The sequence below is a fragment of the Citrobacter sp. RHBSTW-00570 genome, assembly GCF_013739755.1.
GTDB classification, from domain to species: Bacteria; Pseudomonadota; Gammaproteobacteria; order Enterobacterales; family Enterobacteriaceae; genus Citrobacter; species Citrobacter braakii.
This window is the reverse complement of the sequence record NZ_CP056400.1, coordinates 130,815-145,947: the sequence shown is the minus strand read 5'-3', so window position 1 is coordinate 145,947 and position 15,133 is coordinate 130,815. Positions and strand designations below refer to the sequence as shown.

21 protein-coding genes and 3 pseudogenes are annotated in these 15,133 nt (G+C 55.1%); 4 read left to right on the top strand and 20 right to left on the bottom strand.

All coding sequences use genetic code 11. The features are described from left to right. Nucleotides 1-552: 552 nt before the first annotated feature. The 12 genes and pseudogenes from HV237_RS24940 to HV237_RS26380 form a co-directional block, all read right to left on the bottom strand. Complete coding sequence (locus tag HV237_RS24940) at nucleotides 553-1,386, bottom strand: N-6 DNA methylase (protein WP_032430826.1); 834 nt, start codon at nucleotides 1,384-1,386, stop codon at nucleotides 553-555. Nucleotides 1,387-1,432: 46 nt separating this feature from the next. Then, complete coding sequence (locus HV237_RS24935; RefSeq protein WP_001159045.1) at nucleotides 1,433-1,579, bottom strand: hypothetical protein; 147 nt, start codon at nucleotides 1,577-1,579, stop codon at nucleotides 1,433-1,435. Nucleotides 1,580-1,673: 94 nt separating this feature from the next. Continuing rightward, complete coding sequence (locus HV237_RS24930; RefSeq protein ID WP_032430827.1) at nucleotides 1,674-2,021, bottom strand: hypothetical protein; 348 nt, start codon at nucleotides 2,019-2,021, stop codon at nucleotides 1,674-1,676. Nucleotides 2,022-2,077: 56 nt separating this feature from the next. Further along, on the bottom strand, nucleotides 2,078-2,485 hold the full coding sequence (locus HV237_RS24925; protein WP_223290845.1) for an ammonia monooxygenase: 408 nt from the start codon (nucleotides 2,483-2,485) through the stop codon (nucleotides 2,078-2,080). A 722-nt stretch (nucleotides 2,486-3,207) separates the two neighbouring features. Then, nucleotides 3,208-3,582: a hypothetical protein gene (locus tag HV237_RS24920; protein ID WP_020833566.1), complete on the bottom strand. Its 375-nt coding sequence runs from the start codon at nucleotides 3,580-3,582 to the stop codon at nucleotides 3,208-3,210. 353 nt (nucleotides 3,583-3,935) lie between these two features. Next, nucleotides 3,936-4,289: a hypothetical protein gene (locus HV237_RS24915; protein WP_020833567.1), complete on the bottom strand. Its 354-nt coding sequence runs from the start codon at nucleotides 4,287-4,289 to the stop codon at nucleotides 3,936-3,938. After that, nucleotides 4,286-5,014, bottom strand: a complete 729-nt coding sequence (locus tag HV237_RS24910; protein ID WP_032430829.1) for a plasmid SOS inhibition protein A — start codon at nucleotides 5,012-5,014, stop codon at nucleotides 4,286-4,288. Before HV237_RS24910 ends, HV237_RS24915 begins: the two co-directional genes overlap by 4 nt. Continuing rightward, nucleotides 5,011-5,445, bottom strand: a complete 435-nt coding sequence (psiB, locus tag HV237_RS24905) for a conjugation system SOS inhibitor PsiB (protein ID WP_086538015.1) — start codon at nucleotides 5,443-5,445, stop codon at nucleotides 5,011-5,013. The genes HV237_RS24910 and psiB overlap by 4 nt, the downstream gene beginning before the upstream one ends. Before the next feature lie 40 nt (nucleotides 5,446-5,485). Further along, a pseudogene (locus HV237_RS24900) lies at nucleotides 5,486-7,519 on the bottom strand (ParB/RepB/Spo0J family partition protein). A gap of 70 nt (nucleotides 7,520-7,589) precedes the next feature. Continuing rightward, nucleotides 7,590-7,832 (bottom strand): DUF905 domain-containing protein, encoded by a 243-nt coding sequence (locus tag HV237_RS24895; RefSeq protein ID WP_032430848.1) that lies wholly within the window; start codon nucleotides 7,830-7,832, stop codon nucleotides 7,590-7,592. A gap of 52 nt (nucleotides 7,833-7,884) precedes the next feature. Further along, the gene (locus tag HV237_RS24890; protein WP_020842505.1) at nucleotides 7,885-8,439 is read right to left on the bottom strand and encodes a single-stranded DNA-binding protein; all 555 of its coding nucleotides are present in this window, start codon (nucleotides 8,437-8,439) and stop codon (nucleotides 7,885-7,887) included. Between the two features lie 28 nt (nucleotides 8,440-8,467). After that, on the bottom strand, nucleotides 8,468-8,581 hold the full coding sequence (locus tag HV237_RS26380) for a single-stranded DNA-binding protein (protein ID WP_113771583.1): 114 nt from the start codon (nucleotides 8,579-8,581) through the stop codon (nucleotides 8,468-8,470). Nucleotides 8,582-8,720: 139 nt separating this feature from the next. Between HV237_RS26380 and HV237_RS26375 the strand changes: the two are divergent. Beyond that, nucleotides 8,721-8,865, top strand: a pseudogene (locus HV237_RS26375) (hypothetical protein); the annotation flags it as partial. Between the two features lie 248 nt (nucleotides 8,866-9,113). On the opposite strand, the gene HV237_RS24880 reads toward HV237_RS26375, so the two are convergent. The 8 genes from HV237_RS24880 to HV237_RS24845 all read right to left on the bottom strand — a co-directional run bounded on the left by HV237_RS24880 (nucleotide 9,114) and on the right by HV237_RS24845 (nucleotide 13,220). Further along, on the bottom strand, nucleotides 9,114-9,431 hold the full coding sequence (locus HV237_RS24880) for a hypothetical protein (protein ID WP_032430831.1): 318 nt from the start codon (nucleotides 9,429-9,431) through the stop codon (nucleotides 9,114-9,116). Nucleotides 9,432-9,465: 34 nt separating this feature from the next. Next, nucleotides 9,466-9,720: a DNA polymerase III subunit theta gene (locus HV237_RS24875; RefSeq protein WP_072200699.1), complete on the bottom strand. Its 255-nt coding sequence runs from the start codon at nucleotides 9,718-9,720 to the stop codon at nucleotides 9,466-9,468. Nucleotides 9,721-9,911: 191 nt separating this feature from the next. After that, a complete protein-coding gene (locus tag HV237_RS24870) occupies nucleotides 9,912-10,103 on the bottom strand; it encodes a hypothetical protein (RefSeq protein WP_022652248.1) in 192 nt (63 codons plus the stop codon). A gap of 42 nt (nucleotides 10,104-10,145) precedes the next feature. Then, the gene (locus HV237_RS24865) at nucleotides 10,146-10,652 is read right to left on the bottom strand and encodes an antirestriction protein ArdA (protein ID WP_015062672.1); all 507 of its coding nucleotides are present in this window, start codon (nucleotides 10,650-10,652) and stop codon (nucleotides 10,146-10,148) included. Nucleotides 10,653-11,058: 406 nt separating this feature from the next. After that, a complete protein-coding gene (locus tag HV237_RS24860; RefSeq protein ID WP_032430832.1) occupies nucleotides 11,059-11,838 on the bottom strand; it encodes a hypothetical protein in 780 nt (259 codons plus the stop codon). Between the two features lie 53 nt (nucleotides 11,839-11,891). Further along, complete coding sequence (locus tag HV237_RS24855) at nucleotides 11,892-12,311, bottom strand: DUF1380 family protein (RefSeq protein WP_094169336.1); 420 nt, start codon at nucleotides 12,309-12,311, stop codon at nucleotides 11,892-11,894. A 10-nt stretch (nucleotides 12,312-12,321) separates the two neighbouring features. Continuing rightward, complete coding sequence (locus HV237_RS24850) at nucleotides 12,322-12,543, bottom strand: hypothetical protein (RefSeq protein ID WP_022652245.1); 222 nt, start codon at nucleotides 12,541-12,543, stop codon at nucleotides 12,322-12,324. Further along, entirely contained in the window at nucleotides 12,543-13,220 is a 678-nt protein-coding gene (locus HV237_RS24845; protein WP_022652244.1) for a DNA methylase, read from the bottom strand. The genes HV237_RS24850 and HV237_RS24845 overlap by 1 nt, the downstream gene beginning before the upstream one ends. A 359-nt stretch (nucleotides 13,221-13,579) precedes the next feature. Here HV237_RS24845 and HV237_RS24840 point away from each other — a divergent pair, with 359 nt between their 5' ends. The 3 genes and pseudogenes from HV237_RS24840 to HV237_RS24830 form a co-directional block, all read left to right on the top strand. After that, a complete protein-coding gene (locus HV237_RS24840; RefSeq protein WP_022652243.1) occupies nucleotides 13,580-14,251 on the top strand; it encodes an SOS response-associated peptidase family protein in 672 nt (223 codons plus the stop codon). A 179-nt stretch (nucleotides 14,252-14,430) separates the two neighbouring features. Next, on the top strand, nucleotides 14,431-14,853 hold the full coding sequence (gene umuD, locus HV237_RS24835) for a translesion error-prone DNA polymerase V autoproteolytic subunit (RefSeq protein WP_022652242.1): 423 nt from the start codon (nucleotides 14,431-14,433) through the stop codon (nucleotides 14,851-14,853). Beyond that, nucleotides 14,853-15,080: pseudogene (locus HV237_RS24830) on the top strand (DNA polymerase V subunit UmuC); the annotation flags it as partial. The gene umuD and the pseudogene HV237_RS24830, both read left to right, overlap by 1 nt. Between the last annotated feature and the right edge of the window lie 53 nt (nucleotides 15,081-15,133).

Sequence of the window (15,133 nt, the reverse complement as noted above, 5' to 3'; positions counted from 1 at the left end):
CGCAGCGTTTATACACCCTTTTATTTATTCCTGGCTGATGCTAAAAGCAGCCCTCCGCGAATTGATGAAATCTGGCGATATATACTCAGGGAGAATGCACACAACCCGGAACGGAAAATCGGCGCGAGACGAATTACCGTTCCGGCCATTAAAGTGGTGGGAATTTATTACCGCCACGGTTCATGCGGCGCATCCTTAAAGGATGCAGCAAGCGGGATTTTGATGTTGCGACAGCCTGGGATGGAAACCCGCTGCCCCGGAGGGGCCGGGCAGAGACAGCGCAGCTGGCTCGGTGCGAAGCATGACAGCCCCGGTTCCCGTCAGGGAAGTCGCCCGGTTTGATATTTATTATTTTAAATACAATAAATAAATACCAAAAAAGACAAACAGAAGAATGCCGGATGAGAGGTTACAGGCGGGAATAAATAATAATATGACAATTACGCGCCTGAGTAATATGTGCGGCGTGTAGCGCAGCAGGTATTACCCTGCGCCGCAGGCGCGCGGCCTTTGACAGCAGTCGGGCAGGTTATCCCCTGCCCTTCTGGTTACTTACGTGGCATCCGATAGTCCACGCATAAATGCCAGCATAACCCTGTGTCGGTTCAGGTCCGACAGACGTTTTTCAAAGTCGTTGAAGTAATACACTGGCGTATACCGCACCCGGTTAAACTGCATAGTGAGTGTGTTACCCGTCACCACTTCCGCAGCAATACCCAGCAGTGACAACTGGATAAAAGCCATATCAGCCGCCACAGGATCAATATCGATGCAACTGCCGAACATGTGCCAGGAAGGATTGATATCTGCTTCAAGCAGACACTCCGCATAAGCAATCAGCATTCCCGCCGCACCACTGGCGGGGTCACTGACTGTCACTATTCCTTCCCGCCGGATGGTGTCCTGAATTCCTGGCATCAGCAGGCGCGCCATCAGGCACTGTACGGAATAGGGAGTAAAATACTGCCCGCGAAAATTATCTCCGAGTTCAAGCTCCATGAAAATCGCGCCGAGAAAATCATGAAATTTTGCCTCCAGCGCACACACCATCAGGCTGAACATTTCGTTCATGTTCTCAATATCGGCGGTGGTGTAGCGATCGCAAATTTTCCGACAGTGCGCCATACTCTCCGGCGTTCTTATCCGGGCCATATCCAGCTCACTGGCTGCCAGCGCCAGAAAATCGCTGAACACTTCCCAGCGCCGAAGATGGCAGCCTGTGGACCTGAACACGCTGATAAAGCGGCTCCGGCTGTGCTGTGCACTCATCAGCCTGTGAACAGACGGGAAATACCCGTTACCAGCCTCCGCATCCTGAGTGACACAACAACCGCCTGCGCTCTCTCTGGCCATATCAAAGACATCGACAAAACTCAGTTGTGACATGAAAATCTCCTGTAATGCCGTCCCCGAAGGGACGGCAGGTTTCACATCACGCGAGGCCGAGGCCAGCGTATACCACTGTCATGAACTGCTGCCAGTGCTCCAGTTTTAAGGCCGGAACACGGGCGCGTTTACCACTGCGCAGGGCATTTACAAATGCGTTCGCCTGTGCGACGATTTGCGGGTCAAATTGCATGGTTTAATCTCCATGTTGATTTTGCGTATGCCGGATGCAAACTTTTGCGGGTGTGTCATCCGGCGTGGAATGAGCAGGCTTATGCCTGCTTTTTTCATTTCTGGCTCTTGTCTGATACCTCCTTAACGCGGGCCAGAATTTCCGCGTGGTCAAGGTTGCTGTAGTCACGCATCCGGTAATAACGGATACCGATTCGTGCATAAATTTCGGTCACGTTGCCGCAGATCATTTCTGCCAGCATGAAGGTTTCGCACTCACCGTTCTCACTGCTTCGCCAGTTCATCGGGTACATCAGCCCCAGCGCATCATGGAAAGCGTGTACGTCGATTTCAGCAGGGGCTTTCACCGCCGCCTGTTCACGGTTCAGCCAGTAGGTCCGCTCAGCCTCAGCGGTGATCTGCATCCCCGGCACAGCGGAAGATTCAGTCAGGTGTAAATGCATGGTGTTCTCCTTCTTTTGTTGATGGCAACATACCCTGCCGCCGTGAATGATGCCGATTAACGTTCTTCCAGGCGCATCATGGCCTGAGCAAAATTAATGTTGTTGCAAAGGTCTTTTCGCGCGACTTCCCACGCCTCACGTCCGATAACGCCGTATAAGCAGATGGCATGATCTTTAGCCTGCAACCACGGCTGTACGACATAGAACGAAACCAGCGGATATGAACGTTCCCAGCACAACACGCCTTCCTTGTGAACGTTGTCACTCATCAGACTGAGAAGGCGCAGGACTTGCTCGGCCTCGTCTTTCTGGCTCAACTGAAGATTCCAGACCTGGCACAGCTGAGCCAGGTACGAACGCTGTTCTGCGATAACACAGTCCAGACGCGCTTTTGGGTCTGAACCCCATCGTTCGGATGATTTTTGAGCGGCGATTTTGATGCTGACGTTTTGTGTGTTCATCATTGCTTCCCTCTGTTTTGTTTTTTTAACCATCACCCGTTGAGTTTCGGGAGCCGCGGTTTTGACGTTTCGCGGGGACCTGCTGCTCTGTTCCCCTGGTTGTTACCTTCACCCGTTTGAGAACCTTCGCCGCAAGGGCGTAAACGAGCGCGGGCGGCGGCAGCTGTCCAGGGCGCGGTTTACCGCGTGCCATTTACCTTGGACAGATGATGACGACTGTGCTTGTCTCAGCCCCGGCGAAAGGGACTTAAACGGGGGAAACGCACCGGGGCAAAGCTGAGCAGGGCTCCGCTGCAACGACGTAAAGCGCTGGCGCGAAACGGCGTTGCCCCTCAGAGTGACGGCAGTCTTATCGCCGGCATGGTGAAAAGCGGCGCATCCGTTTACGGATGCTGTAAGCGTGATGTTGAAGTTGCGACAGCCTGGGATGGAAACCCGCTGCCCCGCAGGGGCCGGGCAGAGACAGCGCAGCTGGCTCGGTGCGAAGCATGACAGCCCCGGTTCCCGAAGGGAAGTCGCCCTCAGTTATGGCCTGTAACCCCATCCGACAGCAGGTAAATTTGAAAAAGTAATACAGACAACAACCATCACAATTGGAAGAGTCCGTTCTTCCGGGGAGATACTCACCCGGGTATGACAAAGAATGAAGGTTAAAAAAAAGAGCAGTCGTGCCGCAGGCACCACTGCTCTTTTACTTTCCTGCCCTCATTCTGGCGAATTATTTGTTACCTTTGCCTCCAGGATATCCAGGCACTAACCAGAATCACAATACCGCTCAGCAATGCCAGATTTGGCAGAAGGATGTCAAAAGCGCTGGTGAAAACTTCATCGGGGTTATGATTTCCCCAGAATTCCAGCTTGTATCCGATACCCCAGAAAAAAAACGCCAGACCTGAAGCCACAATTCCCCACTTAAAGAGAAATAAGAGCACGTTGTCCAGCATCCCTGGAGGATCTCGCCAGGTAATAACTATCGCTATCAGAGCACAGATCCCAGCGCCGACATAATGCTCAGTACTTCCGAACAATTCCGGCGCGGCAAAGTGAATGACCAGCGCAAACAATCCATTTAGCAGAACAACCAGTATCCAGTATCTCATATAAAAATTGCCTCTTTTAAATTCCCTCTTGTCCCCTGCTGACCGTATATCGTGAAGGAAAAATATCGATCATTCATGTGATATTACGGATTAACAGGCTTATCAGTCTTTACCTCAACACAGCGAACCAGGCTTGCCCGGGGGAAATTAAGGTCAAATCCCGGGGTTTAGTGATACTTTCGCTGAACTGATTGCAAACATCCATATTAGGCATAGGGGTTACGTTCCAGCTGCTGCCACCATGTACAGATGAAGCGATAACGAGATAAACAAATAAGTGAGTCATAGTTTTTCCTTACCAAAAGTGTTTTAACAGATGTAAATCCGTTGTCTGACCATACGGCTCATAACCTTCAGCATGACTCCCCTCCTTTGGGAGGCATATTCATGGTTTTTCCCTGAAAATACGCCGGGCGAGCATCCAGTTCACGCCTGATAAATTCATCAGCAAACAATGGCGCAATCCGGTTCACGCGACGTTCCAGATTTCGCCTGCGGGCAGCCGCTTTTCGTTCATCACTCCAGCGTCTTATCTGCCTTTCATCCAGAAAATCGACACATACCGCATACCCTGCTCCCGCCACCCAGCGGGCCATCACCGATTCAGGAGCAGGCTTCCCGGCCTCCACCACTTCTGACACCAGTTCCTGCGGGCCGGGACATGGTGTCCGGGGCAGTCTCCAGCGCAACGAGTAACGCCACTTCATGCATGGCTCCGGTGTATCAGCTTGTTGGGTACCATCCATCGCTCCAGTTGTCTGACCGGTTCCGGGCTTTCTTTAGCGAGAGCATCAGACTCCACCATCACACTCCAGAATGGCTGATTCGCCATCATCCAGCGTTCCATCGATGCCAGTGACGGAAAACGCTCACTCCAGCGCCAGAACATTTCCTCCAGGTCGTACTGGCGCAGTTCAGTACCCGACCAGCGTGCGCTCCAGCTGCTGACCGTTTCCGGGGTATGAAAAGCCAGCTCAATTTCCGCCTGCCCCGCCAGCGCCTGATACGCCATTTCGCGCTGGCACGCCTCTTTTCGGCGCTGGCGGGTGTATTTTTCAGCGCCCTGTTCACTGTGCCTTCGGGTACGCTCCTGCATCTGAAACTTCGTTTCCGGGAACAGTCGCCAGCCATCAGAAAGCGACAGGGGTAACCAGCAACATGCGCCACGACTTTCAATCAGCCGGTCGATCGCCGCCAGCCAGTCCTGTTTATTTCCCCGCAGCGACTGAGCCGTCAGCCCTGGAGAGAACCAGCCGATATCCTTTACGGTGACACGCTTACTGCCGTTCAGGATGCGGAAAAAGGTGCGGGCATAGGGAAATTCAGCGACACCGATACCGCGCTCGTATTTTGCTTCCACCTCTGCGATGGCCTGCATTATCGCACGACGCTCATGACTCAGAGGGACCAGTGACAGGTTTGCCGGGATCATAATGTACCCTCCATCGCCAGAACGCTGATGATACTGGCCTGACTGTAACCATCGGCATCGAGGCGGGCGACAAGACTCAACGTGTGGCTGATAACCTCCGGCGACCAGGCTGGCAGCGTGCAGATGACAGAGAAAGGGCGACCACTGGCAGGAATAAACACCACCATCCAGGACGGGCTGATATCACCGGGACTGCACACTGCCAGGCTGAAATTGCCGTGGGATGGCGTGAAACGGATCTGCACCGGGAAAAAACCGCCGAACTCACTGCGGTACTCGCCGTTCAGGTCCCAGTGAGCCGGACAGTCAAGGTCACGCATCACGGCATGGGTCAGTTCGCGGCGTAAATCTTCGCCACCTTCCCGCCAGTCCTCATATTCCCGGGGGATCATGGTTTTCAGCACATCAGGGGTAATAATGTTACGCATCATGTTCTCCTTACTGCCGCCCCCGAAGGGGCGGCCTCCGTTATCAGGCTGCATCTGGAATGTTGTTGTGAGCCACAGGCGGGACGTCAGTGGCGGTAGCATCAGAAGCGTTATTTTCTGCTTCAGCATCCGGCGTTTTTGCATCAGGGGCGCGCATCCAGACTGGCACCCACTGAGGACAGTGACGGGCCATCATGGTTTCAGCCAGGTCCGCTGCGTCAGATTTCTTCATTTTCAGCGCATCGCTGGCGGCCCCGCTCAAACCGTTCTCACTGAGGATTTGAACAATCTGTGTTTTTTTCAGGTAGTCGAAGAAATTGTTCTTCGTCGGCTGCCACCATTCATGCAGATTGAAATCAACAGCACGTTCAACACCATCAAGATCACTGCGTGTGGTATGTCCCATCGTTCTGGTCTGCACACCATCGACAGAACAGGCCGTACAGAAGACCATCAGGGACATCAGCGTCTTTCCGTCAAGGGTAAAAAAGGTGGTGAAATCCTTTTTCCAGCCTTCCTGCAACAGCGCCTCCAGACGGGCTTTTTCCTGCATAAGGGACTACCACGCTTTTCCCTCTTCACCGGACGGGGCTTCACTGACCAGACGGTTGTGATGCACCTCAAGACGCATCACGAACGGATGACGGGTCGTGGTGCAGTTATCGAAAACGCAGGTACACAGACGCCAGACCATCAGAGCTACCGTTTTCTCTGGCTTCTGTACCAGCGCAGCCTGAAGGGCCAGCGTACGTTCAGAGGACATCTTCGTCAGCAGAGGCAGACTGATTTCGTCAACGGGTTCGGACTGGCGCTCATATACAGGAACCTGAGCAGGTTCGTCTTCCGTTTCAGACTGCTCACGCAGGATCACCCCGCGCTGGACACAGATGTCACCCTGATGCCATGCCACCACCACGCCGGACTGTGCGCGCATTTCCGGCGTCCATGCCCGGAGCTGTGCCGCGCATTCGATGGCCTCCATCTCTGACTCCATCGCGTCGGTGTCATCGCTGGCGGTCTGATTCTCGTCATACTCGCTCTGCAATTCATCCATGCGCTGCTGTTCCTGCTCCGTGTAAACTGCGTCAGGCTCATCCTGAATCCGATAGACCGCGCTGTCCTCGCCGTGAGAACTGACCGCGTCCAGGCGTCCGGTGGCCCATGCCCAGCCTTCGGCCTCTTTCAGGCACTCCGCAACCACCTGGAGTTTTTCCAGCAGGGCAGTATCCAGCGCCAGTTTGTCCACAAAACACCCCTGTTCGTCACTGAACAAGTCAGCGCGGATTTCATCGCCGGAGAATGCCTTTTCCCCTACAAATGCGTACTTGCTGTTGTTGAGGGTGGAAACCTGGCTGTCGGTGATCAGATTACGTATCACACGCACTTCCGGTTTATTGTTCCAACTCTGACGACACGCAGCCTCATACACCTGCACCTGACGGTCGGGATTATCTTCCAGCGCCAGCGCCTGACAGTGTTCGGTGGTTATTTTGTCCTCTGCCAGTGCCTGAAGAAGAACCGGAGCCAGTCCTGCGAGCCTGAGCATGCGCTGGACGTGCTTCACACCGTAGCCCAGCAGGTCCCCGATTTGCGCTGGTGTTTTCCCTTCTTCTGCCAGAGAACGGAATCCGGCGATCTGCTCGGCAGGGTGCATTGTCTTGTGTCTGCCGTTTTCAGTCAGGGAGATAGCCCTCGCCAGTTCGCGGGGAACCACTTTGCAGGAGATCCATTCGTGATCGGGGTCGACCTTCCCTTCTTCAACCAGCAAACCGATGGCTTTGGTACGCCCACCGCCGCATACCACTTCCAGCCGACCATCATCACATTCCACGACCACGATGTTATGGATTTGCCCGACCGCGAAAATACTGTCGGCATAACCCCTGATTTCTTCCGGCGTGTGCGGGATAAGACGGCAGTTGAGATCCCCGATAAACAGGCGGGACCATGCGGTGTAACTGACAGGGGCACTGTCCAGTACGGCAACCAGGACGTCTGACTGAGCATCAGCTTTACGCGTTGACGCTTTGGGGCTGGCTTTTTTAACCTTTTTTGCTTTAGACTCGGTTACTGACATAGTTGATACTCCTCACAGATATTGATTACTGTCCGGCCCTGCGGAGTTGCTGCTCCGGCAGGGCACCTTTTTACTGCTGTTTACGGATGCCGTAGTCCCGGATATAACGGTTCATCAGGTACTCACCACCCGGCTCAAAATTCCATACCCGCCACACCATTTCGCCGTTCTGACGAACCACCAGGCGAAAGTGCGTTCCCTGATCGTCTTCAATCGCGACATTCTGATACTGCGCTACGACCGCTTTAGCCTGTTCGCGAGTGAATGTGCCATCTGGCAGTGACTGAAGGGGCGGTATAACGTTGCTGGTCATGTCTTTCTCCTTTTCCTGCCCCGCAGGTTGCGGGGCATTTTCATCATGCGGGTCAAAACGGGGCATCATCATCCATAGGCGGATAATCGTCCGGTAACGGCTGCGGCACCTGCTGAGACGGTGCGGCGCTCTGACGGCCTTTTCTGCCGCCTTTTTTCGGGGATTTTTCAGGGGAGCCAGCAGGTTGTGCCGGAGCGGCAGGACTCTGCGGTTGTGCGGGTTGCTGCGGAGCAGTGTTCTGTGGCTGACCGCCGTCACGACGACCGCCCAGCATCTGCATAGTGCCGTTCTGTCCGACAACGATTTCAGTGACATAGCGCGTTACGCCGCTGTCGTCCTGCCAGTTGCGGGTACGTAACTGCCCTTCGACGTACACCTGAGCGCCCTTGCGCAGATACTCGCTGGCCACTTCCGCGAGCTTGCCAAACAGCACCACGCGATGCCATTCGGTGTTTTCGCGCATCTCTCCGGTCTGTTTATCGCGCCAGGACTCCGAAGTGGCGAGGCTGAGATTAGCGACCGCGCCGCCATTGGGCATATAACGGACTTCCGGGTCCTGGCCCAGATTACCCACGATGATGACTTTGTTGATGCCGCGTACTGTCATGATGAATCTCCTTCCGTTTGTTTTGCTTTTAAAAACCATCACCCGTTGAGTTGCCGGGGCCGCGGTTTTGACGTTTTGCGGGGACCTGCTGAACGCGCCCGCTGGTTGTTACCTTCACCCGTTTGAGAGCCGTTCGCCGCAAGGGCGTAAACCAGCGCGGGCGATGGCGGATGTCCAGGGCGCGGTTTACCGCGTGCCATTTACCCTGGACAGCTGACAGCGACTGTGCTTGTCTCAGCCCCGGCGAAAGGACTCAAAAGGGTGAAAAAACCAGGCAAGGAATGAGCAGGAACCCGCCGCAACGACGGAAAGCGCGGGCGCGAAACGGCGTTGCGCCTTACAGCCCGGCGTCAGTTTGCCGGGGTGCAGAAAGCGCAGGATACGGCGCGTAAAAAGGGCGGCGTGACCGGAACGGTCGCAGCAAGCCTGCCGTTGACGTTGCGACAGCCTGGGATGGAAACCCGCTGCCCCGAAGGGGCCGGGCAGAGACAGCGCAGCTGGCTCGGTGCGAAGCATGACAGCCCCGGTTCCCGTCAGGGAAGTCGCCCGTAGTGAAAACGGGAACGGGAGGATAAGAATGGATTACATGCGGCTTAGTGGGAAACCTCGCCAACAGGGCGGGGAGCAGTCACGAGATGGCTGACAATTATCCGGCTTAATACCTGCCGGGAACATCAGGAGCGAAAATGCTTTTCTTTTCTGTACTGCACAACGCTGTACCAGGCCGAAGCCAGGAAAGCAAAAACGGTGATCAGCACTCTGAATTCGTCACCCGGCTCCTTCCCCTTCAGCATCAACGTTATGATGATGCCGGCAACGATAATCCATGCAACGCCACTCCAGAGACGCAGTTTATCCGCCACGACATTCATCAGGATAAAAGCAATGGACAGGCCAGCTCCCCACAGAGCCGGTACAGGCTGAAACGGAATAAACAACAGGTTAATACCGGTTAAAAGAGTCACGGCTGCAAACATCAGAGAAATACGCATAAAATATCCTCCCTGGACACACTGATGATAAGAATCACTTCTGCTGCTCATCTCCGGGTTTATGATATTCGGGCGCATTTGCGCGCGGCAGCTGCTGACTGTTCTGCCGATGAACGTCAAGCCGTTCACGGAAATACTGGCGAAGATGTTCAGGCTGTTCCCGTTCAGCCAGCTCCGGCACCACGGGCCTGTTCATCCTTTCCTGCCAGGCAACGGCAGCGGCGGCTTTATCGACCGAGACCTTATCCTGATCTTCTTTTGAGAAAGAGGCGATATTCCACTTCGACATATGCATCACCGGTCTGCTTTACAGGAAGATATCCCTGATAATACGCACATTCCCGGGCAACAGCGACTGACAATGGAGAGGAGAGTGCGCGGCGCCGCAGGCGCGGCGAAGTTTCTCTCCGGCAGGCGCAGCCTGCCCGGGTTTTCGCGCGGGCTGACAGGCGCCCTCCGGCCGGACGCCTGCCATCATGTTTACTGGCCGTATCCGTCCTGTCGTATAAACTGGCCGCAAAGGTAAACAGCGCTCTGACAGGTCATGTAGTAACATATTTCGTCGATCACCTGTTCTGTCCGAAGCGCCGACTGCCCATTCTCGCGGCGGCGGGCATTAATAAGCGCTTTGTACTGTCGCAGGATCTCGCGGGTTTCCGTTGCAAGTTTCATACGTTTTATCCTTAACCGGCGGGTTTCCCCGCCGGACATTAATCAGTTGCTGAAGACATAGCCGTCATGGAACACATAGCCGCTGCTGAACAGGTCACGCGCCCAGGCTTCAAAATCGAAATAGCTGCGCAACGGCTCCGGCACCTCATTTAACAGGCCGTTGTCCTCCACCATCTCCCGCGCAAAGTCCTCCTCGCTTTCCGCCTCGCCCCGGTACGCATCATCAAACGCGTCATAATCACACTCGCCAGTATACTCCGCCCAGGCGATAAAAGCGGCTTCCCTGCCCTCTTCTTCGGCGCGTTTGTAAGCGGCGATAAAATCCCAGTCAATGGAGCATTCAGAGACGAACTGCGACGGGATACCTTCCCAGTCCTGAAACATAAACTCGGCATCCCATTCATCGGCATGCAGCGCCTGACAGGCCTCGTAAAAATCCTCCCTGCCGTCAAATTCCGTCAGATCAAACCATTTGCCGAAAATGCTGCCGCAGTTGTATTTGTGATACGTGCCCACGTAAACAGCGGGTGTGGTGGTCGTAGTGCTCATAAAAAATCCTCCCTAGTCGATGTCGTCTGAGTTCCGGCTTACGCCGTGCCGACACGACAGCCGGGCGAAAAGCGGAGGATGCAAGGGCGTCACCGAAGCCGCAGCGCAGTAAAAAAGCAGGAGCAGGCTGGACGGTTTGACGGCGAAAACTGAGCCGGAAAACGACGGGAAGACGGCGGATAATGCCTTTGAAATAAACTGCGACCGGGTGAAGGTGACGGCGTTTACGCTTCCCTTGCATCAGCCGCGGCCCGGCTACAGTAGAGGCACGGCGTTTGCCGCAGGCCGCACGGGACGTTACTCAACGCGAAGCCGGAACAACGTGGAGGAAGAGCCGTAAAAGCGGAGCCGGCGACATCCTTATCCTTCGTGCCAGATTCAGGGGGCCGCCGCCCCCTGCTGTTCGCTAAACTGGCCGGATTGCTGACAGGGCATTGCGGACAAGACTGATTTCTGCACGCGCTTCTGCCATGACCTCATGTAACAGGGTTAAATCCATCCACCGGCGCGGAGGCTCGCCCGGAATACGCAGCACATCGCACATCTGGCCACATGCCAGGATTTGATCCACTTTGTCGCTGATAACAAAGAACTCGACGCTACTGTAGCGTGCCCCTTTGTTCAGGATGGCATCGAGCACCACCGGCAAATTGTCATCATCGTCCAGCCAGCAGGGCATATCATTTTCCTTCACAACCAGACGGAAGTTTCGGGTCTGGCGATAAAACAGCGTTTCCCCGCGCGTGTTCAGTGCCGCCTTTATCCGGCGCGCATCCTCCCATACCTGCCGGGATACATCCCGCACGGCGCGGGACAGGCAATCCGTTACAGCCTGAATCTCCGGCTCCGTCAGCCATTCCCCGGCCCAGGGGAAAGCTATCTGTGTTCCGTCCTCCGGAAGCTGCGGCGCGTCGGCATAGCGGCTGCCGGATAAAATAATCTGCGCTGGCGTCCCGGATATTTTTGTCATGGCACTTTGCAGCTCTGCGGGTACGTCACCGGTACAAAGCAAAGGCAGCAGATGAACAATATTTGCCGCATCCAGACGGACATAAATGCTTATCCAGCCCGGTTTATTGACCGGATCACGCTGATCAACATCGGTATGGTCAGGCCATCCATAATCAGCAATCAAATCGCGCGCACGGCGCATAACAAGGGCGTTTAACGTGGTGGTTTCCTGCATAATGGGTTCCTCTGAACGGGGTCAGTACACGCCGCCCGGGCGGCGTGTTGATTTCATTTTTTCAGTAAGGCGCGAACTTTCGCCGCATCAGCCAGGCGACGGGTAACGCTTTCCGGGACCGGATGATTGCAGTCACGGGCGGTCCATTCTCTGTGCCATAACGCCTGTTCGGCAGTGGTCAGCAGGGTTTCAAGCAGGTCCGCCGGCACCATCACCGCCGGAACGGACTCTTTCACCTGTTCAATCAGATCCATCACCGCACCGGCAGACACGCCCGACTCAAGCCGTTGTTCCTCCGGAATGGCGTCCATACGCGCCAGTACCGCCCTTGTGTCCTGCTCCGAAACGGCATATTCCATTCCGTCGGCCAGTGCTTCGATATCCGCCGGGGACCAGATAATGAGGTTCAGCGGGGTTTCTGCGGGATACTGCTCACGCAACAACCGGCAGAGGGTTTCACAGGTTCCGTACATGTTTTTCTCCTTAGTCCTTAAAGCAGGCATCCAGCTCAAGAATTTCGTTGTACGCCGCCATAAACAGGGCATTGATGCGAAAAAGGGTCTGACGGGTCAGGCGTTCGGCCAGCACATCGGAATCAAAGCGATAGCGGTGCTCCATCCCGTTCAGCGTCGCCCGCAGGTCACACATGCTGTTGGCGACTTCCGTCACTTCTGCGCGGAGTTTTTCGTGTCCTGCATAGTTCATTACGCAGCCTCCGGGAACTCGTCGTTAGCGGCCGGGTACTGCATGGCGCGCCGGACGGCGGCCAGACGTTGCTGTCCGGCCCGGTGATACTGCTCCAGCAGTTCAATACCGATGTAGCGACGGCCAGACTGGAGCGCGGCCACGCAGGTAGAGCCACTGCCCGCAAAGGGGTCGAGCACAATCGCGCCGGGATGTGTGAAGGACTCAATCAGCGGTTGCAGGCTGGTTACGGGTTTTTCGGTAGGGTGGTGCCGGTTGCCGCTGTATTTCCAGCCCAGCACGTCCGGCAGCGGGTTTTGTGGCAGACGTGGACGGCCTTTTGCAAGGATGTAGGCGCATTCGTGGCGATAGCCCACGTATGCGGCCTTCGATGTGTAGGTTTTGGTAAACACCAGGTGGCCGACAACGCTGAATCCCGCATTTTTCCAGGCAGCCATAAAGCGATCGACGCGGTTCCAGCCATAGAAGCTCACCATCAGCGTGTCTTTTTTCAGCACGCGATACATCTCATGGCAGGCGGGTTGCAGCCATTCATCGGTTTTATCGCCGGCGATGGTACGCCCCTGACGGTCACGAAAACCGACGAGATATGGCGGGTCGGTGAGAATGAAATCGACAGCATTATCCGGAAAGCCGGACATGATATGGACGCAATTACCCTGGATAAATCGGGACATGGTAGTTCTCCTTTCTCAAATGCGGCGCCAGTTACGCCGTGCCGATACGACAGCCAAGCGAAAAGCGGAGAATGCAGGGGCGGTGCCGCAAGCCGCAGCGCAGTGAAAAAGCCCACGCTGGCTGGACGGTTTGACGGCGAAAATTGAGACGGAAAACGACGGGAAGACAGCGGGTAATGCCTTTGAAATTAACTGCGACCGGGTGAGGACACCGGCAGAGCGAACCCTTGCATTCGAAGTGGCCCGGCTACAGTAGCGGCACGGCGGCCACACGATGGCAGGAACCTGAAATACAACCTATGTTCTGAACTGAAGAAAACACAGATTTCGCATGCGAAATCTTCACCGGAGAAACGATAATGTGCGGTCGGTTTACGCAGTACAACTCCCGCGAGGAGTACATGGCCTTTCTCGGAGAAGAAGCAGAACGGGATATTCCGTATGATCCGGAGCCCGTCGGCCGCTACAACGTTGCGCCCGGAACCCGGGTGTTGCTGCTGAGTGAACGCCGCTCGCAGCTGCAGCTTGATCCAGTTCACTGGGGTTATGCCCCGGAGTGGTGGAACAAGCCCGCTCTTATCAACGCCCGAAGTGAAACTGCGGCCAACAGCCGGATGTTCAGACCACTCTGGGAGCACGGACGGGCCATTGTTTTTGCCGACGGCTGGTTCGAGTGGAAACAGCAAAACGGCGTGAAACAGCCGTTTTTCATTTACCGTAAGGACGGAAATCCGCTCCTGCTCGCAGCCATCGGGAAACCACCTTTTGAGAACGGCAATGACCAAAAAGGATTCCTGATCGTCACAGCAACTGCGGATGAGGGACTGCTGGACATTCACGATCGACGACCGCTCGTGTACTCACCGGCTGCCGCACGTAAATGGCTCAGCGAAAACACAACCAGTAAAGAGGCGGAAGACATTGCCCGTGAGGGCAGTCTTTGCTCCGAAGATTTCACATGGCACCCCGTCAGCCGGGCTGTTGGCAATCCCCGGAACCAGGGCCGGGAACTGATAGAGCCACAGGCTTAGCAGACGGTGAGATACCCGGTATCCACTCACAGGGTTATGCACCGTTTCTGTGGATAACCCTGAGCCTGTTTTATCCGCCAGAACAATGACCTGGCAGGAGCAGGTAAAATTCTTCTTGCAGGACGGGAAATATCTTAAATAATACTGTATATAAAAACAGGTATTTTAAGAGGTATGCCATGTTACTTTTTGTCGCCCCCGAACAGGAGCCGGTGCCGTCCACTGCCCCGCTGTTCACCGAACGTTGCCCGGCGGGTTTTCCGTCACCGGCCGCCGATTACACGGAGGAGGAACTGGACCTGAATGCCTATTGCATCCGGCGTCCGGCTGCAACGTTCTTCGTCAGGGCTATCGGGGATTCGATGAAAGAGATGGGCCTGCATTCCGGCGACCTGATGGTGGTCGACAAAGCCGAAAAGCCGCTGCAGGGTGACATTGTCATCGCGGAGACTGATGGCGAATTCACGGTTAAACGCCTGCAGCTGACACCCCGTATCGCCCTGCTGCCGATGAACCCGGCCTATCCCACTCTCTATCCGGAAGACCTGCAGATTTTTGGGGTGGTGACAGCCTTCATACACAAAACACGGGGCATGGACTGATGTACGCGCTTGCTGACGTGAATTCGTTCTATGCCAGCTGCGAAAAGGTTTTTCGCCCTGACCTGCGAAACAAACCCGTCGTCGTTCTCTCAAATAACGATGGCTGTGTCATTGCGAGAAGTCCTGAAGCGAAGCGGCTGGGTATCAAAATGGGGGTACCGTGGTTTCAGCTGAAGTCGATGAAATTTCCGGAGCCGGTTATCGCGTTCTCCAGTAATTACGCCCTCTAGTAAGTTAAGTGGAATGCAACATTTTCTGTGTAAACTTTGAACAGGATTCC